This is a genomic window from Ectopseudomonas khazarica (genome assembly GCF_017915135.1).
GTDB classification, from domain to species: Bacteria; Pseudomonadota; Gammaproteobacteria; order Pseudomonadales; family Pseudomonadaceae; genus Aquipseudomonas; species Aquipseudomonas khazarica.
In genome coordinates, this window is sequence record NZ_CP068551.1 from 3892262 (window position 1) to 3913184 (window position 20923).

At 65.5% G+C, this 20923-nt stretch carries 21 protein-coding genes; 14 read left to right on the forward strand and 7 right to left on the reverse strand.

Annotation, left to right across the window (positions count from 1 at the left end):
- The first annotated feature begins 18 nt into the window (after positions 1-18).
- Positions 19-921, forward strand: a complete 903-nt coding sequence (locus JLK41_RS18365) for an EamA family transporter (RefSeq protein WP_210389547.1) — start codon at positions 19-21, stop codon at positions 919-921.
- A gap of 36 nt (positions 922-957) precedes the next feature.
- Here the strand turns inward: JLK41_RS18365 and JLK41_RS18370 are convergent, their stop codons facing one another.
- The gene (locus JLK41_RS18370; protein ID WP_037049198.1) at positions 958-1713 is read right to left on the reverse strand and encodes a FadR/GntR family transcriptional regulator; all 756 of its coding nucleotides are present in this window, start codon (positions 1711-1713) and stop codon (positions 958-960) included.
- Between the two features lie 100 nt (positions 1714-1813).
- Here JLK41_RS18370 and JLK41_RS18375 point away from each other — a divergent pair, with 100 nt between their 5' ends.
- From JLK41_RS18375 to JLK41_RS18385, 3 genes are all read left to right on the forward strand, one after another.
- On the forward strand, positions 1814-2689 hold the full coding sequence (locus JLK41_RS18375) for an aldose 1-epimerase (RefSeq protein WP_210389548.1): 876 nt from the start codon (positions 1814-1816) through the stop codon (positions 2687-2689).
- Between the two features lie 240 nt (positions 2690-2929).
- On the forward strand, positions 2930-3151 hold the full coding sequence (locus tag JLK41_RS18380; RefSeq protein WP_037049204.1) for a hypothetical protein: 222 nt from the start codon (positions 2930-2932) through the stop codon (positions 3149-3151).
- An 83-nt stretch (positions 3152-3234) separates the two neighbouring features.
- Entirely contained in the window at positions 3235-4182 is a 948-nt protein-coding gene (locus tag JLK41_RS18385) for an IS481 family transposase (protein ID WP_210389549.1), read from the forward strand.
- An 11-nt stretch (positions 4183-4193) separates the two neighbouring features.
- On the opposite strand, the gene JLK41_RS18390 is transcribed toward JLK41_RS18385, so the two are convergent.
- Complete coding sequence (locus tag JLK41_RS18390; RefSeq protein WP_210389550.1) at positions 4194-5669, reverse strand: helicase HerA-like domain-containing protein; 1476 nt, start codon at positions 5667-5669, stop codon at positions 4194-4196.
- A gap of 156 nt (positions 5670-5825) precedes the next feature.
- Between JLK41_RS18390 and JLK41_RS18395 the strand changes: the two genes are divergently transcribed.
- Positions 5826-7703 carry a methyl-accepting chemotaxis protein gene (locus tag JLK41_RS18395; RefSeq protein ID WP_210389551.1) on the forward strand — a complete coding sequence of 626 codons (1878 nt, stop codon included), beginning with the start codon at positions 5826-5828 and terminating at the stop codon, positions 7701-7703.
- A 43-nt stretch (positions 7704-7746) separates the two neighbouring features.
- Here JLK41_RS18395 and JLK41_RS18400 read toward each other — a convergent pair whose 3' ends face one another.
- The 3 genes from JLK41_RS18400 to purU are packed head-to-tail and all read right to left on the reverse strand — an operon-like array spanning position 7747 to position 9247.
- Positions 7747-7923, reverse strand: a complete 177-nt coding sequence (locus tag JLK41_RS18400; protein ID WP_167519182.1) for a hypothetical protein — start codon at positions 7921-7923, stop codon at positions 7747-7749.
- Positions 7904-8350 (reverse strand): CBS domain-containing protein, encoded by a 447-nt coding sequence (locus JLK41_RS18405; protein WP_037049210.1) that lies wholly within the window; start codon positions 8348-8350, stop codon positions 7904-7906. Before JLK41_RS18405 ends, JLK41_RS18400 begins: the two co-directional genes overlap by 20 nt.
- A 45-nt stretch (positions 8351-8395) precedes the next feature.
- Entirely contained in the window at positions 8396-9247 is an 852-nt protein-coding gene (purU, locus tag JLK41_RS18410) for a formyltetrahydrofolate deformylase (protein ID WP_134677102.1), read from the reverse strand.
- 301 nt (positions 9248-9548) lie between these two features.
- Here purU and mvaT point away from each other — a divergent pair, with 301 nt between their 5' ends.
- A complete protein-coding gene (gene mvaT / locus JLK41_RS18415) occupies positions 9549-9923 on the forward strand; it encodes a histone-like nucleoid-structuring protein MvaT (RefSeq protein WP_037049221.1) in 375 nt (124 codons plus the stop codon).
- A 227-nt stretch (positions 9924-10150) separates the two neighbouring features.
- Here the strand turns inward: mvaT and sbcB are convergent, their stop codons facing one another.
- A complete protein-coding gene (gene sbcB, locus JLK41_RS18420; protein ID WP_210389552.1) occupies positions 10151-11578 on the reverse strand; it encodes an exodeoxyribonuclease I in 1428 nt (475 codons plus the stop codon).
- A 182-nt stretch (positions 11579-11760) separates the two neighbouring features.
- Between sbcB and JLK41_RS18425 the strand changes: the two genes are divergently transcribed.
- The 8 genes from JLK41_RS18425 to sodB all read left to right on the forward strand — a co-directional run bounded on the left by JLK41_RS18425 (position 11761) and on the right by sodB (position 20210).
- The gene (locus tag JLK41_RS18425; RefSeq protein ID WP_134677100.1) at positions 11761-12519 is read left to right on the forward strand and encodes a hypothetical protein; all 759 of its coding nucleotides are present in this window, start codon (positions 11761-11763) and stop codon (positions 12517-12519) included.
- 88 nt (positions 12520-12607) lie between these two features.
- Positions 12608-13333, forward strand: coding sequence for an RDD family protein (locus JLK41_RS18430; protein ID WP_210389553.1), 726 nt, complete (start codon positions 12608-12610; stop codon positions 13331-13333).
- Positions 13330-14310, forward strand: coding sequence for a stage II sporulation protein M (locus tag JLK41_RS18435; protein ID WP_037049695.1), 981 nt, complete (start codon positions 13330-13332; stop codon positions 14308-14310). The genes JLK41_RS18430 and JLK41_RS18435 overlap by 4 nt, the downstream gene beginning before the upstream one ends.
- Positions 14297-15874: a DUF4129 domain-containing protein gene (locus tag JLK41_RS18440; RefSeq protein WP_210389554.1), complete on the forward strand. Its 1578-nt coding sequence runs from the start codon at positions 14297-14299 to the stop codon at positions 15872-15874. The genes JLK41_RS18435 and JLK41_RS18440 overlap by 14 nt, the downstream gene beginning before the upstream one ends.
- Complete coding sequence (locus JLK41_RS18445) at positions 15871-17058, forward strand: DUF4350 domain-containing protein (protein ID WP_150606043.1); 1188 nt, start codon at positions 15871-15873, stop codon at positions 17056-17058. The genes JLK41_RS18440 and JLK41_RS18445 overlap by 4 nt, the downstream gene beginning before the upstream one ends.
- Entirely contained in the window at positions 17055-18104 is a 1050-nt protein-coding gene (locus JLK41_RS18450; RefSeq protein ID WP_037049236.1) for an AAA family ATPase, read from the forward strand. Before JLK41_RS18445 ends, JLK41_RS18450 begins: the two co-directional genes overlap by 4 nt.
- Positions 18101-19432 carry a DUF58 domain-containing protein gene (locus JLK41_RS18455; protein ID WP_037049237.1) on the forward strand — a complete coding sequence of 444 codons (1332 nt, stop codon included), beginning with the start codon at positions 18101-18103 and terminating at the stop codon, positions 19430-19432. Before JLK41_RS18450 ends, JLK41_RS18455 begins: the two co-directional genes overlap by 4 nt.
- Before the next feature lie 196 nt (positions 19433-19628).
- Positions 19629-20210, forward strand: coding sequence for a superoxide dismutase [Fe] (sodB, locus tag JLK41_RS18460; protein ID WP_037049239.1), 582 nt, complete (start codon positions 19629-19631; stop codon positions 20208-20210).
- Positions 20211-20276: 66 nt separating this feature from the next.
- Here the strand turns inward: sodB and JLK41_RS18465 are convergent, their stop codons facing one another.
- Positions 20277-20921 carry a hypothetical protein gene (locus tag JLK41_RS18465; RefSeq protein WP_037049242.1) on the reverse strand — a complete coding sequence of 215 codons (645 nt, stop codon included), beginning with the start codon at positions 20919-20921 and terminating at the stop codon, positions 20277-20279.
- Positions 20922-20923: the final 2 nt, after the last annotated feature.

Here is a 20923-nt window from a genome sequence, read left to right on the forward strand (position 1 = left end):
AGGACATTTCGCTCCGCCATGTCTGCCGCCCTCTTCCCCCGGCACATCGCCGCCCTGATTCTCGCGACGCTGGCCTGCTCGTTCGCCGGCAACCACATCGCCGCACGCATCGCCTTCGACCATGAAGCCGGCCTGCTGCTGGCGATCCTCTGCCGCTCCGGGGTGACCCTGCTGGTGCTCAGTGCGCTGGTGCTCTGGCAGCGCGACTCGCTGCGCCTGAAGCGCGAGACCTGGGGCTGGCAACTGCTGCTGGGCACGCTGATCGCGGTGCAGAGCTTCTGCATCTATTCGGCGGTGGCACGCATTCCGGTCGGCCTGGCCCTGCTGGTGGTCAACCTGTCGCCGATCCTGCTCGCCCTGCTGACCTGGATACTCGGCGGCCCGGCACCAACCCGCCGGGCCGCGGTGATCATGGGCGTGATCCTGATCGGCCTGATGCTGGTGCTGGATGTACCGGCGCGCCTGGCCAGCCAGGGGGCCATCGACGAGCGCTGGGTCGAGGGTGTGCTGTTCAGCCTGACCGCCGCCGGCGTCTTCGCCGTGGCGCTGTGGGTCACCGAGCACCGCCTCTCGGCCATGCCCGGTAGGGTCCGCAGCATGCTGACCATGGCGGTGGTGTTCAGCCTCTCGGCCATGGTCGGCGCCAGCGGCGCGCTGCCCGGTGGCCTGGGCCTGCCCAACGCGCTCGCCGGCTGGATCGCCCTGGGCGTGCTGGTGACGCTCTACGGAACGGCGTTCTCGCTGCTGTTCATCCTCATGCCGCGCCTGGATATCGCGCGTAATGCACCGGTGATGAACATGGAGCCGGTCGCCGGCATGCTGTTCGGCTGGCTGATCCTCGGCCAGCTGCTCGGCGCCCTGCAGGTGCTCGGCGGTCTGATCGTGGTCGGCGGCATCATCGCCCTGGCCTACCGCCGCTAGGCGATGCGCATGGACAGCACGCGCACCGCCACCGAATCAGCCGTGCAGCGCTTCGGCCTCGGCCGCCTCGTGCGCCTGCCGCAGGCGCTCACGGCTGTTGGTCAGGTGCAGGCGCATCGCCGCCCGCGCGGCCTCGGCATCCTGGCGGGCGATGGCCTCGAAGATCTGCTCGTGCTCACGCTCCAGGCGCGCCATGTAGTGGGTCTGATCATCACGCGCCAGGCTGGCGGAATTGACCCGGGTACGCGGGATGATGCTGGTCCCCAGGTGGCTGAGGATATCGGTGAAGTAACGGTTGCCCGTGGCCTCGGCGATGCTCAGGTGGAACTGGAAATCCGAGGAGACCGCGTCACTGGCATGCGCCACGCTCTCGTTGATGGCATCCAGCGCCTCGCGAATGGCTTTCAGCTGGGCATCGCTGCGCCGCTGCGCCGCCATCCCGGCGGACTCCACTTCGAGGCTGATGCGCAGCTCGAGAATGGCCAGCACGTCACGCAGCGTGACGATGGTCGCCGGGTCGATACGAAAACCACTGGCGCTGGGGGTATCGAGCACGAAGGTGCCGATCCCGTGGCGCGTCTCCACCAGCCCGGCGGCCTGCAGACGCGACAGGGCCTCGCGTACCACGGTACGGCTGACACCCTGTTCTTCCATGATGGCCGACTCGGTGGGCAACTTCTCACCACGCTTGATCTGGCCGTCACGAATGCGCTGCGACAGCTCCGCCACCAGCTCCTGGGCCAGGCTGCGGTGCTTGCGACGAGCACGAGGTTGAGCGTTCTGCATTTCCATGATGGATGAGCTCTCGACTTGATACTGTGCGGCAATGATAGCCCAGCGGTTGTACGATGACACTATGAATTCCCGACAAATCCAGGCTCAGGGGCGGCACATGGCGACGACCTTGCTGACGTTAGGCGACGATCTCACCCAGTTGACCCTGGCCCCGGAGCTGGGCGCCAGCCTGGTCAACTGGAGTCGGCGCAGCGATGGCCGCCCGCTGCTGCGCCACAGCGACGACCTCGCGCTGGCCGCCGGCAATCCCAGACGCCTGGCCTGCTACCCGTTGCTGCCATGGTCCAACCGCATCGGCGGCGGCGGCTTCGACAACCCGGCTGGCTGGCAGGCGCTCGAGGCCAATACCGAGCATGAGGCACTGCCCATACACGGCAGTGCCTGGCAGCAGCCCTGGCAGGTGGTCAACGTGACATCGGACAGCGCCCGGCTGCAGCTGCACAGCCAGCACCCCTTCCCCTACCACGCGGACCTGCAGGTGCGGCTCGATGCGGGGCGCCTGCAGCTGAGCCTGCAAGCCACCCATGCGGGGAGCCAGCCCACCTGGTATGGTCTCGGCCTGCATCCCTACCTGCCACGCAACGCCCACACACAGTTGCAGGTGCATGCCAGCGGTGTCTGGTTAAGTGATGAAAACAAGTTGTCCAGTCGCTGGATCGAGTTGCCCGAAGTCTGGAACTTCGACGCCCCCGCTGCATTACCGGCGCAAGTTGTCGACCATGCCTTCAGCGGGTGGCCCGGTCATGCGCGAATCATTCAGCACGATGGCGACTACCAACTTCTCTGCGAAGCACAGGGCACGGAAGTATTTCTATTGTTCTGCCCGCAGGACCAGCCCTTCTTCTGTTTCGAGCCGGTCAGCCACCCGGTCAACGCCCACCATCTGCCGGGGCGTCCGGGGCTGCACTTGCTGCAACCCGGGCAAACTTGCCAGTTGACTGTCACCCTGCACTACCAGGCGCTGACCAACTGATCACTGGACATTCATCGGACGTCGGCGATAATACGCCTCCGTTGCACCACGCAACTTTTCTCGACGAATAGTTACAGATACTCGTAACAACCGAGACAGGAGAACGATGCCGGCATGTCATGCCGCATTGCACGCTCCCCCGCCAGTCGACGCGAACTTTCCATGCACGCCAGGCCGAAACTGATCGACCTGGTATTGCGCGTGTCATCTGGATCGATCAGGAACCTACAGGTAAACCCCGTGACGAAAGACGAACTGCGCGCAGAACTAGAGCGCCAGGCGCAGCGTTACAAGGATGTATACGGCGGTGAGGTCATCACCTACGCCGCTCAACCGGACCCCGACCGCAAACCCTGGCGCAAGAAACCCAGCCTGCTCGACCAGGCCTTCGACAAAGAAATCGAGAAGATCGAGAAGGAACGCCAGGACAAGCAGGACGCCGCCGACGAAGCCGCCGGCTAGCTGTGATCTCTCAGTAGGTTGTTCATCCGGGGCATTCCCGGAATTCTGGAAGCGCGACCAACACAGCCTTCCAGGAGCCCCGGATGAACCTGCATAAACATGCCCGTCTTACCCCGCGAGGTCGAGCCCTTCTCGTGCAGCGCATGCTCAACGGTCTGCGAGTCGAAGATGCGGCACAAGCCGCTGGCGTCAGTGTGCGTACAGCCTACAAGTGGCTCAAACGCTTTCGTGAGGAAGGTGAGATTGGCCTGATGGATCGTTCATCACGTCCGCACTCATGCCCCCATGCCACGGCAATCGCTCTGGTCGAGCAACTGATCGAGCTACGTCGCTCTCGCAAGACTTACCGGCAGATCGCTCAGATACTCGGCCTGGCCGTCAGTACCGTGGCCCGCCGCCTCAAGCAGGCCGGCTTTCATCGGCTGGCTGAGCTGGAACCCGCTCCTGTGGTGGTGCGTTATGAATACGCCAATCCTGGCGATCTCCTGCACTTGGACATCAAGAAGCTTGGCCGCTTCTGGAAACCCGGGCATCGAGTCACTGGCGACCGTCAGCAGTGCTCCGACGGCGCCGGCTGGGAGTTCATGCACGTGGCTATCGACGATGCGCCCCGACTGGCGTTCACCAGCCTGCATCCAGATGAGCGCGGCAGCAGCGCCTGCCGGGCCTTGCTGCAAGCACTGCGCTACTACCGCGGGCTGAACATCTGCTTTCGGCGCGTCATGACAGACAACGGCGCCTGTTATCGGTCCCGGGCGTTTCAACGGTTGTGTGCTCGACTCAGGCTGAAACACATCCGTACCAAGCCCTATACGCCACGCACCAACGGTAAGGCCGAGCGCTTCATCCAAACGAGCCTGCGTGAATGGGCCTATGCCCGTAGCTACTACACTTCACAGCAGCGAGCAGCGCACCTGCTGCCCTGGCTGCATCACTACAACTGGCACCGACTGCACGCCAGCCTCGGATACCTGCCCCCGATCAGCAGAGCACCGCTTCCACTGAACAACGTACTGGGTTTACACAGCTAGCGCCCTTCCGCTCAGCGCTTCTTGCTGCCGAGCAGCGACCCCATGAGCCCACGCACCAACTGCCGGCCAATCTGGTTGGCGGCCTGGCGCAGCGCGCTCTTCATCGCACTGCCTATCAGCTCGCCGGCCATGTCGCCCAGCCCGGGCTCGGCCTTCTGCGGCTTCTGCGCGGTCTTGGCCGGCGCCTCCTGGCGCGCTTCGGCACGGGCGGTCAGCAGCTCGTAGGCCGACTCGCGGTCGATGGGCTTGTCGTAGCGCCCTGCCAACGGCGACTGGCGCACCAGCGCCGCGCGCTCGGCCTCGCTCAGCGGCCCGATGCGTGACTGCGGCGGCGCGATGGCCACGCGCTGCACCATGGCCGGCGTGCCCTTGTCCTCCAGCGTGCCGACCAGCGCCTCGCCGATCCCCAGTTCGGTGAGCACGCTCAGGCTGTCGAACGCCGGATTGGGGCGAAAGCCGTCGGCAACCGCGCGCAACGCCTTCTGTTCCTTGGTGGTGAACGCCCGCAGGCCATGCTGGATACGCAGGCCGAGCTGGGCCAGCACGTCATCGGGCAGGTCGCTGGGCGACTGGGTGACGAAATACACCCCGACGCCTTTCGAACGGATCAGTCGCACCACCTGCTCCAGACGCTCCTGCAGCGCCTTCGGCGTGCCCTCGAAGAGCAGATGCGCTTCGTCGAAGAACAGCGCCAGTACCGGCTTGTCGGCGTCGCCCCGTTCCGGCAACTGCTCGAACAGCTCGGCCAGCAGCCAGAGCAGGAAGGTCGCGTAGACCTTCGGCGCCTCGTGCACCAGGCGGCTGGCATCGAGCAGATGAATGCGGCCACGGCCGTCACGATCCGGATGCAGGAGATCCTCCAGTTGCAGCGCCGGCTCGCCGAACAGGGCTTCGGCGCCCTGCTGTTCCAGGCCCGCCAGGCGGCGCAACAGCGCCTGCGCCGAGGTGCTGGTGAACAGCGCGGCATCCTCGCCGAGCACCGCCGGGTTGTCCTTGAGATGGCCGAGCAGCGCCTTCAGGTCCTTCATGTCGAGCAGCAGCAGGCCTTCGCGATCCGCCACCTTGAACGCCGCATACAGGGCCGCCTGCTGACTGTCGGTCAGCTCCAGCAGGGCGCCCAGCAACAGCGGGCCCATCTCGCTGAGGGTGGTGCGCAACGGGTGACCGCTGCGACCATGCACATCCCACAGGGTCACGGGGTACGCCTGCGGCTGGTGATTCAGCCAGGGCATGCTGGCGATGCGTTCGGCGACCTTGCCCTGCGGCGTGCCAGCGGCGCCGAGACCGCAGAGGTCACCCTTGACGTCCGCGGCGAACACCGCCACGCCGGCATCACTGAAGGTCTCGATCAAGCGTTGCAAGGTCACGGTCTTGCCGGTACCGGTCGCCCCGGCGATCAGGCCGTGACGGTTGGCCAGACGCAACGGCTGGCCGACGGCCTGACCGTCGCTACCCGCCCCCAATACGAACTGCGAATTCACAGGCATCTTGCCATCCCCTGGGTTAAAGCTTTACTGCAACTATGACGATACAGGCTTGAAAGCAACAGCGGTGCGCTCGTGCCACGGCAGCTACGCGGCGCAGCGCATTGTGCCGCGGTGGAATACAAGACTGGTTCCAGAGGCCTCCGGAAGCAAGACGATATGACTAAAAACCTGCAGTTCAGCCACAAGATCCTGCTCGCCGCGTCGTTGGTGGTGATCGTCGCCTTTTCCCTGTTCACCCTCTACAACGACTACCTGCAGCGCAACGCCATTCGCGACGACCTGGAAAACTACCTGCATGAAATGGGCGACGTCATGGCCAGCAACATCCAGAACTGGCTGTCCGGGCGCATCCTGCTGGTGGAAAGTGCCGCGCAATCGATCAGCAACGACAGCTCGCCGGAGCGCGTGACCAAGCTGCTGGAGCAGAAGGCCCTGACCTCGTCCTTCGCCTTCACCTACCTCGGCACCGAGAACGGCGAGTTCACCATGCGCCCCGACGAGGAAATGCCCGCCGACTACGACCCTCGCGTGCGCCCCTGGTACAAGGACGCCAAGGCCGCTGGTGGCACCACCCTGACCGAGCCCTACGTCGACGCCGCGACCGGCGAGCTGATCATCACCATCGCCACGCCAGCGCAGTCGGCAGGCGTGGTGGGCGGCGACCTGAGCCTGCAGACCCTGGTCGACATCATCAACGCGCTGGACTTCGACGGCATCGGCTATGCCTTCCTGGTCAGCTCCGACGGCGAGATTCTCGTGCACCCGGACAAGAGCCTGGTGATGAAGAACCTCAAGGACGTCTATCCACAGAACACCCCCGTGATCAGCAACGCCTTCAGCGAAGCCACACTGGACGGCAGCGAGCGCATCCTGACCTTCACGCCGGTCAAGGGGCTGCCCTCGGTCAGCTGGCACATCGGCCTGTCCGTGGACAAGGCCAAGGCCTACTCGATGCTCACCGAGTTCCGTGCCTCGGCGATCATCGTCACGATCATCGCCGTGGTGCTGATCATCGGCCTGCTGGGCCTGCTCATTCGCGTGCTGATGCGACCGCTGATCACCATGGGCAAGGCCATGGAGGACATCGCCCAGGGCGAGGGTGACCTGACCAAGCGCCTCGACATCGAATCCGGTGATGAATTCGGTGCCCTGGCCAGCTCCTTTAACCGCTTCGTCGAACGTATCCACTCGTCGATCCGCGAGGTGTCGTCGGCCACCGTGCAGGTCAACGAAGTGGCCAAGCTGGTGGTCAATGCCTCCAACTCGTCGATGGCCAACTCCGATGAACAGGCCAGCCGCACCAACAGCGTCGCGGCGGCGATCAACCAGCTCGGCGCCGCCGCCCAGGAGATCGCGCGCAACGCCGCGGACGCCTCCAACCAGGCGTCCGATGCCCGTCACCAGGCCGAGGACGGCGGCAAGGTGGTGCAACAGGCGATCCGCTCGATGAGCGAGCTGTCGGACAAGATCAGCGACGCCTGCGCCAAGATCGAGATGCTCAACAGCAAGACCGTGGACATCGGCCAGATTCTCGAGGTGATCAAGAGCATTTCCCAGCAGACCAACCTGCTCGCCCTCAACGCAGCGATCGAGGCCGCTCGCGCAGGCGAGGCCGGTCGCGGCTTCGCGGTGGTGGCGGACGAGGTGCGCAACCTGGCGCACCGCACCCAGGAGTCGGCGCAGGAGATCGAGAAGATGATCGAAGAGCTGCAGGTCGGCTCACGCGAATCGGTCACCACCATGACCGAGAGCCAGCGCTACAGCGAAGACAGCGTGGAGATCGCCAACCAGGCCGGCGAACGGCTGGGCACGGTCACCGCGCGCATCGGCGAGATCGATGGCATGAACCAGTCGGTGGCCACCGCCACGGAAGAACAGACCTCGGTGATCGAGTCGCTGAACATGGACATCATCGAAATCAACACCCTCAACCAGGAGGGCGTGGAGAACCTCCAGGCCACCCTGCGTGCCTGCGGCGACCTGGAGCAGCAGGCTGTGCGCCTCAAGCACCTGGTCGACAGCTTCCGCATCTGAGGCACATCTGGCTCATGAGAAAGGGCGCCGTGGCGCCCTTTCTTCATTCCTGCCCGGAGGTTCGTTCCTGCTGCTCCTGCAGCTGCCGCCAGAGCTCCGCAGCGTCGGGGAAATCGGTGCCATCCTCGTCGCCGAGTGCATCCGGGTCGTAGCGCCGCACGCAGCCTTCACCGAGTGTCGGCGGCGCCTTGGACGTGGCCTTATCCAACGGATCGCTCATTGCCACTCCCCTCGCCGGCACCGCGTTCATGCTGGGCGAATTCCTTGACCGCCCTGAGCACGTCGTGCCGGCTGATCTGTCCGACCAGGCGACCGTCCTCGATCACCGGCATGCGCCGACGCCGCCCGCGCAGGAAACGCTCCGACAACTCGATGATGTCCGCCTCGGGGGTCACCGTCTCGACCTGGGTGGTCATGTACGAGCTGACGGTGCCGCCGATGGCTTCGTAGTAGGCGCCGGAGAGGATGCCACGCAGGCAGTCGCTCTCCGACAACAGCCCGATCAGGTGCCCTTGCGAATCGACCACCGGCGCCCCGGAAATACGGTGCTCCAGCAGCCGGTTGATGGCGGTGAACAGATCGGTATCCGACCTGAAGGTCACCAGCCGCCGAGTCATATAGTCACGAACCTTGATGGACTTGAGCATGGCCGTTCTCCTCTGACATGCACCGAGCCGGCCCATGCGCCAAGATCAGTCGAAAACCACCGTCTTGTTGTCGTGAACCAGCACTCGGTCTTCCAAGTGATAGCGTAGCCCACGCGACAGCACCATCTTCTCCACGTCCTTGCCCAGACGCACCATTTCCTCGATATCGTCGCGGTGGCTGACGCGCACGACGTCCTGCTCGATGATCGGCCCGGCATCCAGTTCTTCGGTCACGTAGTGGGACGTCGCGCCGATCAGCTTCACGCCACGCAGCGAGGCCTGGTGGTAGGGCTTGGCGCCGACGAAGGACGGCAGGAAGCTGTGGTGGATATTGATCACGCGCTGCGCGTATTCGGTGCACAGTGCCGGCGGCAGGATCTGCATGTAGCGCGCCAGAACGATGACGTCGGCCTGATGCTCCTTGACCAGACGCTCCACCTCGGCGAAGGCCGGCGCCTTGTCCCTGGCATCGACCGGCACATGGAAATAGGGAATGCCGTGCCACTCGACCATGCTGCGCAGGTCGTCATGGTTGGCGATCACGCAGGGGATGTCGCAATCCAGCTCGTTGCTGTGCCAACGGTGCAGCAGGTCGGCCAGGCAATGCGATTCGCGGCTGGCCATCAGCACCACGCGCTTCTTCTGCGCCGAATCGGTGACACGCCACTCCATGGAGAACTCGCGTGCGATGGGCGCGAAGGCCTGCTTGAAACCCTCCAGGTCGAACGGCAGGGAGTCGGCACGAATCTCGTGGCGCATGAAGAACCAGCCACTCTGCGTATCGGAGTGATGGCTCGCTTCGGTAATCCAGCCGTTGTAGGTCGCGAGGAAATTACTGACTTTGGCAACGATGCCGACGCGGTCAGGGCAGGAAATGATCAATCTGAAGGTACGCATAACTAAAACCCCAAGGACGGCGCAAAAGGCGGCCATTCTAACGGCAAGCCTGAAAAACTGCAGTAGCGGCGCGGCTGACGGCGCATTGAATACAGGCGCTGCAAACGCGCAAGAATCGGCGCACTGCCAAGCGGGAAACTTGGAAAACTCCGGAAATAGGCAAACTGAACTAAGCGCGACGACACGGGAAGTTTCAGCACAACTCGGTTATTTCACCCCCCGCTGTTTACTTGCTATAAGTGCACGCCTATTATTCACTCACTGTTGACCCTTACAGATAATTCACGCCAAGGTAATGCCCATGTCGCTGATCAACGAATACCGCAACATCGAAGAAAACATCAAAGAGCTGCAAGAACGCCTGAAGAACATGTCGCAAGACGACAAGCTGAAGAAAGAGCTGGAGTTCGAAGGCAAGCTGCGCACCCTGATGGGCGAATACCAGAAGTCGCTGCGCGACATCATTGCCCTGCTCGACCCGGAAGCCAAAGTTGGCAAGAGCACGCGTGCGGCCAAACCTGTAGCCACCAAGCGTGCGCGCAAGGTCAAGCAATACAAGAACCCGCACAGCGGCGAAGTGATCGAAACCAAAGGCGGCAACCACAAGACCCTGAAAGAGTGGAAAGCCAAGTGGGGCGCTGACGTCGTGGAAGGTTGGGCCACCCTGCTGGGTTGATGCTTTCCCGCAGCGCAAAACGCCAGCCATGCTGGCGTTTTTTATTGCCGTCCGTTTGTAGAAACTGACCGGGCAAACAGCTTTAGGCAATTATCGCTGGCCGGCGAAAAGTTCCCGCAACATGAGCGCCGGCACAGCCACCGCGTATACCTCCGCGCAATAAACCGCCCCGCTGCCAGCCGACAACTGGCGCCCCGGTTCAACAGCTCCCTGGCACTTGCATGGCCTCACGCCAGGCGCGCCTGCACCGCCTGCGCATGAGCCTGCCACTGCTGCAGAAGTTGCAGTTGCTGCGCATTGCAATCTTGACTCAGCTGTTCGAGCGCGGCGTGAAACTGCGCCAGGGTATTGGGGGCACCGAATTGTGGATCGTTCAGACGCTGCCTGCAGAACCCCAGCCAACGCTGCTGTTCGGCGGAACTCAGGCTGCCGGGGAAGTTGCGCGCGCGATAACGGAACAGCAGTTCCGGCAGGCGTATATCGTCGAATGGCCATTTATCGCTGGCCAGTGCCTCGGGCGATGCATTACGCACCTGTTCGCACAAACGACGATCACGGTCGCCAATGAAGCCATCGTACAGCTGTTGTTCAGGATCGGAACTGCCGGCAAAGGCTTCTTCGCGATAGACATCGGCAAGTTTCGCCTGCCAGGAAGCCTGTGCGTCCTTCAATGTCTGCACGTTACGCTCGCAGGCGGGCCAGTCCAGCTGCAGCCGCTGCCGGTCCGACTCACGCAGTACCGACAGCGGCGCCACCACCGGACAGCGGTTGATGTGCAACAACTTCAAGGGCACCGGCGCCTCACCCTCTGCCAGGTCCTCACGGCGCGTATACAGGCGCTCGCGCAGCGTATCGGCGTCCAGCTCGAGCAAGGGTGCAGGGTCGGCCTGCAGGTCGCAGACGATCAGCGCGTTGCGGTTGCGCGGGTGCCAGGCCAGCGGCAGCACCGGCGCCAGGTAGTGACGCGCGGCGGAAAAACGCCCGGAGACATGCACCAGCGGCTGCAACAGGCGCACCTGATCCAGCACCCGCTGCTTGCTGCGCAACTGGTACAGGAAGTCATACAGCCGTGGCTGGCGCTCGCGCAGCAGGCGCGCCAGGCCGATGGTCGCGCGCACGTCGGAGAGCGCGTCGTGGGCCTGGCCATGGTCGATACCGTTGGCCTGGGTCAGCCTCTCCAGCTTGAGCGATACGCGCCCGGCCTCCTCCGGCCACTCGATCCCCTCGGGGCGCAGAGCATAGGCGGTGCGCACCAGATCGATCAGGTCCCAGCGGCTGTTGCCACCCTGCCACTCCCGCGCATAGGGGTCGAAGAAGTTGCGGTAGAGGCTGTAGCGCGTCACCTCGTCGTCGAAACGCAGGCTGTTGTAGCCGGCGCCGCAGGTGCCCGGCGCCGCGAGCGCGGCATGCACCCGCGTCATGAACTCGCCTTCGTCGAGCCCCAGCTGCTGCAGGCGTTGCGGATCGATGCCGGTGACCAGGCAGGCCGCCGGATGCGGCAGGATGTCATCGCTGGGCCGACAGTAGATGTTCAGCGGCTCGCCGATCTCGTTGAGTGCTTCATCGGTACGAATGCCCGCCACCTGCAACGGGCGGTCGCAACGCGGATTGATCCCGGTGGTTTCGTAGTCGTACCAGAAGATGCTGGCAGTCATGGGCGGCTTCCCTCCGAGGCAAATGTGCCGGGAGTCTACCATTCGCGTCCGGGCGCACCGAGCCGGGCGAAGCATGAACCAGCGCACAGCCATCGCATCCGCGTGCGCCTACCTCTTGTAAGGCGCGCGCCCTTGCCACTAGGATTACCGCCCCCTTCCCACTCAACGACAAGGATGCTGACATGAGTGAAGCAACCACCCCCAATCCCTATGCCGCTCCGGCCAGTGACCTGCAACCATCCACCCAGGGTGGTACGCCAAGCATCGAAGAGGCGCTGGCGCGCGGTTACGACTTCAGCATCGGCGACCTGCTGAGCGAATCCTGGAACCGGGTCAAAGGCACCAAGGGCATCATCATCGGCGGCTTCGTGGTGTTCTACGTGGTCCTGCTGGCAGCGACCTTCATCCTCGGTGGCGTGGTCGGCATCTTCACCGCCCTGAGCGAGAACATGCTGGTGATGATCGTCGGCGAAATCCTCATCTCGCTGCTGGCCTCGGCGCTGGCCTATCCGTTCATGGCCGGCATCAACATGGTCGGCATCCGCCGCGCCGCCGACCAGCCGCTGAGCTTCAACGAAATATTCAGCCACTTCGGCCGTACCGTGCCGCTGATCATCACCGCCGTGGTGATGATGCTGATGATCTACCTCGGCATGTTCCTGCTGCTGATCCCGGGCATCTACCTGGCGGTAGCCTACCTGCTGGCGATCCCGCTGGTGGTCGAGCGTGGCCTGTCCCCGTGGCAAGCGCTGGAAACCTCGCGCAAGGCCATCACGCAGCACTGGTTCAAGGTCTTCGGCCTGTTCATCGTGCTCGGCCTGATCGTCATGGTCAGCGCCATCCCGCTGGGCATCGGCCTGATCTGGAGCATCCCGCTGATGGTGGTCGCCATGGGCGTGCTGTACCGCACCATTTTCGGCGTGCTGCCTGCCGCCCAGTAAATCGATGCCCCGGACCCGCCATGCGGGTCCGGTTGCGTTCGTGGCCCGCTGCTCGCTAGCATCGGGCTTTCCCTGATACCCTCCGCCGATGCCCTTACGCTCAAGCGCAAGCCTTCCGACTGACCAGCCTCCCCTGGACACCCGCTATCAGGTCGAAACGCCGGAAGGCATCGATCTGCATCTGCGTCCGGCCGGGCTGGTGCCTCGCGCCCTGGCATTCGCCATCGACCTGGCCATCCGCGGCCTGATCCTGGGCGTGACCTTCATCGTGCTGGGGCTGCTCGGCCAGTTCGGCATGGGCCTGGGCACCATCCTGCTGTTCCTGGTCACCTGGTGGTACATGGTGCTGTTCGAGGTGCTCAACCAGGGCCGCTCGCCCGGCAAGCAGATGTTCGGTCTGCGCGTGGTACACGATGACGGCACGCCGATCGGCTGGGCCGCCTCGCTGACCCGCAACCTGCTGCGCTTCGTCGACCTGCTGCCGTTCGGCTACACCCTGGGCATTCTCAGCTGCCTGAATCACCCGGCCTTCAAGCGTCTCGGCGACATCGCCGCCGGCACCCTGGTGGTCTACCGTGACGCGCCGCTGAGCAAGCCGCAGCTGCCCGAGGTGGAGCCGCTGCCGGCACCGTTCCCGCTGACGCTCAATGAGCAACGTGCACTGCTCGGCTTTGCCGAGCGTGGCGAGCAGTTGTCCGCGGCGCGCCGGGCCGAACTCGCGACGCTGCTGGCCGAACCGTTGCAGGTGCCCGCCGAGCAGGCGGAGCCGCAATTGAATGGCATCGCCCGTGGCTTGCTGGGGAGCACGCCATGAAACAGAGTCTGTTCGAGAACCGCCACCAGAGCGACTGGGAGGCCTTCGCCGGCCAGCTCGACGCGCTCGAGCGTGGCAAGGCCGAGGCTCAGGCCTGCACCCGCTTCGCCGCCGACTACCGGCAGCTCTGCCAGCACCTGGCCCTGGCCCAGGCGCGTGGCTACAGCAGCCACCTGATCGATCAGTTGCAGCAACTGGCCATGCGCGGCCACCAGCAGTTCTATCGCCACCGCAGCCACCTGGGCGCGCAGATCATCCGCTTCCTGTTCGGCGGCTTTCCGCGCCTGGTACGCAGCGAATGGCGCAGCGTGTGCGTGGCCAGCCTGCTGTTCTTCGGCAGCCTGGGGCTGATGGGGCTGCTGACCTACCTCTACCCGGAGCTGATCTACAGCCTGGTCAGCCCCGATCAGGTCAGCAACATGGAACACATGTACGACCCCGATGCACGTCGCCTCGGCCGCTTCAGCGAGCGTGGCTCCGGCGACGACTGGATGATGTTCGGCTTCTACATCATGAACAACATCGGCATCGCCTTTCAGACCTTCGCCAGCGGCCTGCTGCTTGGCCTGGGCAGCCTGTTCTTCCTGCTCTTCAACGGCCTGATGATCGGCGGCGTGGCCGGCCACCTGACCCGTATCGGCTACGGCGAGCCCTTCTGGTCGTTCGTCATCGGCCATGGCGCGTTCGAGCTGACCGCCATCGCCCTGGCCGGAGCCGCCGGCCTCAAGCTCGGCTGGGCCCTGCTGGCCCCCGGGCGCCTGCCCCGTGGCGAGGCACTTCGCCTGGCGGCCGGCAAGGCGATACAGCTGGTCTGCGGGGTGATCCTGTTTCTCCTGGTGGCCGCCTTCATCGAGGCCTTCTGGTCGTCCACCACCTTCGCCAGCCCCGACATCAAGTACGCCGTCGGCAGCGGCCTGTGGCTGCTGGTGCTGAGTTACCTGCTGCTGGGCGGACGGAGACAGCATGCGCCTGACTGAAGCCAGCGTCGCCATTCGCCCGCGCAGCGCCTGGGAGGCCATGGACCTTGGCGTGCTGCTCGCGCGCCGCCACGCCGGCCTGCTGATGGCCAGCTGGGCGCTGGTCACCCTGCCCCTGTTCGCCCTGCTCTGCGCCGTGCTGTGGCAGTACCCGGGCTGGGCGGTATTCCTGTTCTGGTGGCTCAAGCCTGCCTACGAGCGCCTGCCGCTGTACATCCTCTCGCACGCCCTGTTCGGCAATACCCCCTCGCTGAAACAGGCCCTGCGCGCCCTGCCCGGACTGCTGCGCCCGCAACTGCTGGCCAGCCTGACCTGGCGCCGGCTGAGCCCGACGCGCAGCTTCGACCTGCCGGTGCTGCAACTCGAAGGGCTGTCCGGCAAGGCGCGCGGCCAGCGCCTGGTGGTTCTTGGCCAGCGCGACAGCGCCGCGGCCACCTGGCTGACCCTGGTCGGCATGCACCTGGAGCTTGCCCTGTGGATGGGGCTGATCGTGCTGTTCTACATGATGCTGCCGCAGCAGGTGGAGCTGAACTGGAGCTGGGAAAGCGTCATCGCCGCCAGCAGCGGTGAGTGGCTGTGGCTCGAACACCTTTCCAACCTGCTCTATGTCCTGCTGCTGATCGTCTGGGAGCCGGTGTACGTGGCCTGTGGTTTCACCCTCTACCTCAATCGCCGCACGGCACTGGAAGCCTGGGACATCGAACTGACCTTCCGCCGCCTGCGCCAGCGCCTGACCGGCAGCGCCTATGCCGTGCTGCTGGGTTGCGCGCTGCTGCTGACGCAACTGCCGGGCAACGCCTGGGCCGACACGCCGCCCGCCGCCAGCGAAGCGGTCGATGCCCAGGGCCCCGACGCGCCACGCCTGCTGCACCAGCCGCTGACCAGCCAGGCGGCTCGCGACGACATCGAAGCGCTGCTCGACGAACCGCCGTTCCAGCATCGCGAGACCGTCACCCGCTGGCGCCTGGGTGAGGAGAAGTCCGCCGAGGAGGCCGACCCGGAAGACGCGAAAGCCCTGCTGCAGATGATCGAGAACCTGTTCAAGCTGAGCGAATGGTGGAAGAGCCTGGATATCGTCGCGCAGGTATTCGAAGTGCTGCTGTGGGCGGCCCTGGCGTGCCTGCTGGCCTACATCCTGTGGCGTTACCGCGAATGGCTGCAGGCCTTCGGTGAACGCCTGGGCCTGCCCAGCCGTCGCAAGGTGGAGGTGCCAAGGCAGCTGTTTGGCCTGGAACTGGCCCCGGAGAGCCTGCCCGACGACGTCGCCAGCGAGGCCGAACGCCTCTGGGCCGAGCAGCCACGTGCTGCCCTCGGCCTGCTCTACCGCGCCCTGCTCAGCCGCCTGCTGCATCAACACCGCCTGCCCTTGAAGCAGTCGCATACCGAGGGTGAAGTGCTGCAACTGGTCGTCGCGCTCCAGCAGCAGGAACTGGAAGCCTACAGCCGCCTGCTGACCCTGCACTGGCAGGCGCTGGCCTACGGACATCGCACGCCTGCCGAGGCGCTGCGGCCGAACCTCTGCCAGGGCTGGCGCGACCTGTTCGGCACGGAGCAACCCGCATGAGCCGGCGCGTCGGTTTCGCCCTTGGCGCGAGCCTGCTGCTGGTGGTCGGCCTGCTGGCCATCTACCTGCTGGGCAAGCTGGAATCCTACGAGGAAGTGGTCGAGCACGGGCCAGCGCCGGAAGTGGCCAGCAGCCCCTACCTCGCGGCCGAGCACTTCCTGCGCCGACGGGGCATCGCGGTCGTGCGCGCCGACGGCCTGGACGTGCTCAACGGACTGCCCAGCGAAGGCCAGACCCTGATGCTGCTGACCGACCGCAACGACATGACGCCACGCCAGGTCGAGCATCTGCTGCAGTGGACGGCCAACGGCGGTCACCTGCTGTTCATCGCCGAACGCCTGTGGGACGAAGAGGAAGGCAAGAGCGGCGACCTGCTGCTCGACCTGCTCGGCATCCAGCAATACATGAGCGACGAGCTGGACGAGGAAGAGGAAGAAGCCGGCGATGCGGACGAGGAGCACGACGACAGCGATGCCTATCCCGAGCTGACCAAGCTCTACCTGGAGAACGAAGAGGCGCCGGCCTACATCGCCTTCGACACCGACTACCACCTGTACGACGCACAGAACCGCGCCCACGCCTGGGCCAACAGCGACGCGGCCACGCACCTGCTGCAGCTGTATCACGGCGACGGCCTGATCACCGTGCTCAGTGATCCGTGGATCTGGCAGAACCGCAACATCGACGAATACGATCACGCCTGGCTGCTCTGGTACCTCAGCCAGGACAGCGCGGTAACCCTGGTCTACCACGCCGACAGCGATGGCCTGGCCAGGCTCCTGCTGCGCCACTTCCCCCTGGCCCTGGTCCTGCTCGCCCTGCTGATCGCAGCCGGGCTCTGGCACGTGGGCATGCGCCACGGGCCGCTGCAGGCACCTGCCAGCCGCGCGCGGCGCCAGCTCGAAGAGCACCTGCGCGGCAGCGCCGACTTCCTCCTGCGCCACGGCGGCCAGCAGAGCCTGCTCAAGCACCTGCAACAGGACATCAATCGCCGAGCCCGACGCCGCTACCCCGGCTTCGAGAAACTCGCCGTCGCCGAACAGTGGCAGGTGCTCGGTCGCCTGACCCGGCTGCCCGCCAGGGAAATCAGCCAGGCCATGCGCCCGCTGCCACCACAACGCCTTTCCGCCAGCGACTTCACCCGCCAGGTCGCCCACCTGCAAACCCTCAGGAATGCCCTATGAGTGAACAGACGCCCGATACCGACAACCTTCCGCCGCAGGCCGCCGCTCCCGCCGCGCCGGCCGCCGCCCCAGGCAACCCGCAGGTGCAGCAGCGCCAGCGTGCCAGCCAGCTGGCCCAGGCCCTGCGCGCCGAATTGCGCAAGGCGGTGATCGGCCAGAGCGCGGTGATCGACGACGTGCTCACGGCGCTGATCGCGGGCGGTCACGTGCTGGTCGAAGGCGTCCCCGGCCTGGGCAAGACCCTGCTGGTGCGGGCCCTGGCCCGCTGCTTCGGCGGCGAGTTCGCGCGCATCCAGTTCACCCCGGACCTGATGCCCAGTGACGTCACCGGCCACGCCGTGTATGACATGCAGAGCGAGCAGTTCAAGCTGCGCAAGGGCCCGGTGTTCACCAACCTGCTGCTCGCCGACGAGATCAACCGGGCACCGGCCAAGACCCAGGCCGCCCTGCTCGAAGTGATGCAGGAGCGCCAGGTGACCCTCGAAGGGCGCGCCCTGCCCGTGCAACTGCCGTTCATGGTGCTGGCGACCATGAACCCGATCGAGCAGGAAGGCACCTACCCGCTGCCGGAAGCCGAGCTCGACCGCTTCATGCTCAAGCTGCGCATGGACTATCCGGAGCAGGACGAAGAGCTGAACATGGTGCGCCAGGTGACCCGCTCGGCCAAGGCCGACATGCTCGAGGTCAGCCCGCTGCGTACGCTGCTGCAGGCCAAGGACGTGCAGGCCCTGCAGAAGATCGCCAGCGACCTGCCACTCGACGATCAGGTCCTCGACTACGCCGTGCGCCTGGCGCGGGCCACCCGCAGCTGGCCTGGCCTGGCCATGGGCGCCGGGCCACGCGCCTCCATCGCCCTGGTACGCGGCGCCCGCGCCCGTGCCCTGCTGCGTGGCGGCGACTTCGTCCTGCCCGATGACATCAAGGGCTGTGCGCTGGCCGTGCTGCGCCATCGCGTGCGCCTGGCCCCGGAGCTGGACATCGAGGGGCTGTCGGTGGACCAGGTGCTGCAACAACTGCTCGATCAGGTGCCGGCTCCTCGCCTATGAAACCCTCGCGCCTGCTCCTCGGGCTACTCGCCGGCCTGTTCGCCGCCGCGGTGCTCCTCGGCGCCTTGCCCCTGCTCGGCGTCGACCTCGCGCAGAGCCTGCTCCCCATGGCCTGGGGCCTGGCGCTGGCGCTGTCGGCGATCGCGATCATCGACGGCTTCTGGCTGCGTCAGCGCCCCTCGCCGCGACTGCAGCGCGAACTGCCAGGCAACCTGCCGCTCGGCCGCTGGAGCGAGGTGCAGCTGACCGCTCACCACGACTTCACCCAGGCGCTGGAGATCGAGGTGTTCGATCACGTCCCCGAGGGCATGGCATTCGAGCACCTGCCGCAGCGCATCAGCCTGCATCCCGGCCAGCAGACGCGCGTCAGCTATCGTCTCAAGCCGCTGGTACGCGGTCACTTCCACTTCGCCCGCTGCGAGCTGCTGCTGCCCAGCCCGCTGCGCCTGTGGCAGGCCAGGCGCGTGCTGCAGCTCGAGGGTGAAAGCCGCGTCTACCCCGACTTCGCCCGCCTCTACGGCGCGCAACTCAAGGCAGTGGACGACTGGCTCAGCCAGCTCGGCGTGCGCCAGCGTCCCCGTCGCGGCCTGGGCCTGGAGTTCCATCAGCTGCGCGAGTTTCGCGACGGCGACACCCTGCGCCAGATCGACTGGAAGGCCACCGCACGCAAGCGCACACCCATCGCCCGCGAGTATCAGGACGAACGTGATCAGCAGATCGTCTTCCTGCTCGATTGCGGCCGTCGCATGCGCAGCCAGGACGACGAGCTGTCGCACTTCGACCATGCCCTCAATGCCTGCCTGCTGCTGAGCTACGTGGCCCTGCGCCAGGGTGACGCCGTCGGCCTGGCGACCTTCGCCAGCCAGCAGCCGCGCTACCTGGCCCCGGTCAAGGGACCGGCGCAGCTGAACGTGCTGCTCAACGCCGTCTACGACCTGGAAACCAGCCAGTTGCCGGCCGACTTCAGCGCGGCGGCCGACCTGCTGCTGGCCCGCCAGCGTCGTCGCTCGCTGGTGGTGGTGGTGACCAACCTGCGCGACGAAGACGACCACGAACTGCTCGCCGCCGTGCGTCGCCTGTCGCGCCAGCACCGGGTGCTGATCGCCAGCCTGCGCGAGGAAGCACTGGACCGCCTGCGCCAGACGCCGGTGGAACAGTTCGACCAGGCCATCGCCTACTGCGGCACGCTGGACTACCTCAACGCCCGCGCCGACCTGCACGAGCGCCTCGCCGCGCACGACGTGCCGGTGCTCGACGCCCGTCCGGGAGAACTGGGACCGGAGCTGGTCAGCAGCTACCTGGCCTGGAAGAAAGCCGGCGCACTTTAGTCGCCCGGGACGGTCCAACGCGCTGACGCAAAGGCCCTGGCATCGGCTTTCCCACACAGATGTTGCGTGGTTATGGCCGAGACCGGGTGCTATCATCGCGAGTCTGCGGCGCAAGGAGTACAGACTCCACGCCGCTTACGGGCCGCCCGTGATCGGCCTTGCGCATACCGCACACGACCTGAGTAGGAGATAGACCATGGCTTTTGAATTGCCGCCGCTGCCTTACGAAAAGAATGCTCTCGAGCCGCACATTTCCGCCGAGACCCTGGAATTCCACCACGGCAAGCACCACAACACCTACGTGGTAAACCTGAACAACCTGGTGCCGGGCACCGAGTTCGAAGGCAAGAGCCTGGAAGAAATCGTCAAGACCTCCTCGGGCGGCATCTTCAACAACGCCGCGCAGATCTGGAACCACACCTTCTACTGGAACTGCCTGTCGCCGAACGGCGGTGGTCAGCCGACCGGCGCCCTGGCTGATGCCATCAACGCCGCCTTCGGTTCCTTCGACAAGTTCAAGGAAGAGTTCAGCAAGGTCTCCATCGGCACCTTCGGCTCCGGCTGGGGCTGGCTGGTGAAGAAGGCCGACGGCTCCCTGGCCCTGGCCAGCACCATCGGCGCCGGCTGCCCGCTGACCAGCGGCGACACCCCGCTGCTGACCTGCGACGTCTGGGAACACGCCTACTACATCGACTACCGCAACCTGCGTCCGAAGTACGTCGAGGCGTTCTGGAACCTGGTCAACTGGGACTTCGTCGCCCAGAACTACGCGGCCTGAGTTCAAGCCCCGTAATCCGAAGAACCCGGCCTCGATGGCCGGGTTTTTCGTATCTGCCGCCCGCATTCACAGCAGGCGCCTCGGCGAGAACGCCGCCCCGCGCTCCTCCACGCGACTGACCGCCTGGCTCAGCACACGGTCGGCGCGCACCGGCCCGAGAAACTCGCACAAGCCGATATAGAGCAGATTGAGCAGCTTGCGCAGTTGCTCCAGGCCCAGTGCGGCGATGCCATCGGCACTGCCCTGCTCGAACCAGGTGCGCAGCTGCGTGGTCAGTTCCGGCCCCACTTCCATGCCAGCCAGGTTGCCGGCGGCGAACCCGCGCAAGGCCGCCTGCTGCGCCGCATCGAGCTGCTCCAGCAAGGCCTGGCCCAGGGCCAGGAAGGTCGCCTGCGCCGCCGCATCGGGTGTCGCCACCCGCCTCACCGCCTCGTTGCGCCCCTGGCGCCATGCGGCCAGCTGCTCCTCCGGGTCCGGCAGCAACTGCGAAGGCGGGCCGGTCAACGCCCCCACCAGCTCCCGGTACAGGCGGGCGCGCTCCAGCTTGCGCTCGGTGCGCAGCACCACCTCGGCGAGGAATTCGTTCAGGGCGAAAGGTGGCTGCTCCGCGTACTTGTTTTCCCAGAGCGCCAGCAACGGCCACACCTCCTCCTCCGAGAAGTGCCCGACCAGCCCGGTGTAGATCGCCCGACGCCGCAGACTCAGTCTCATCC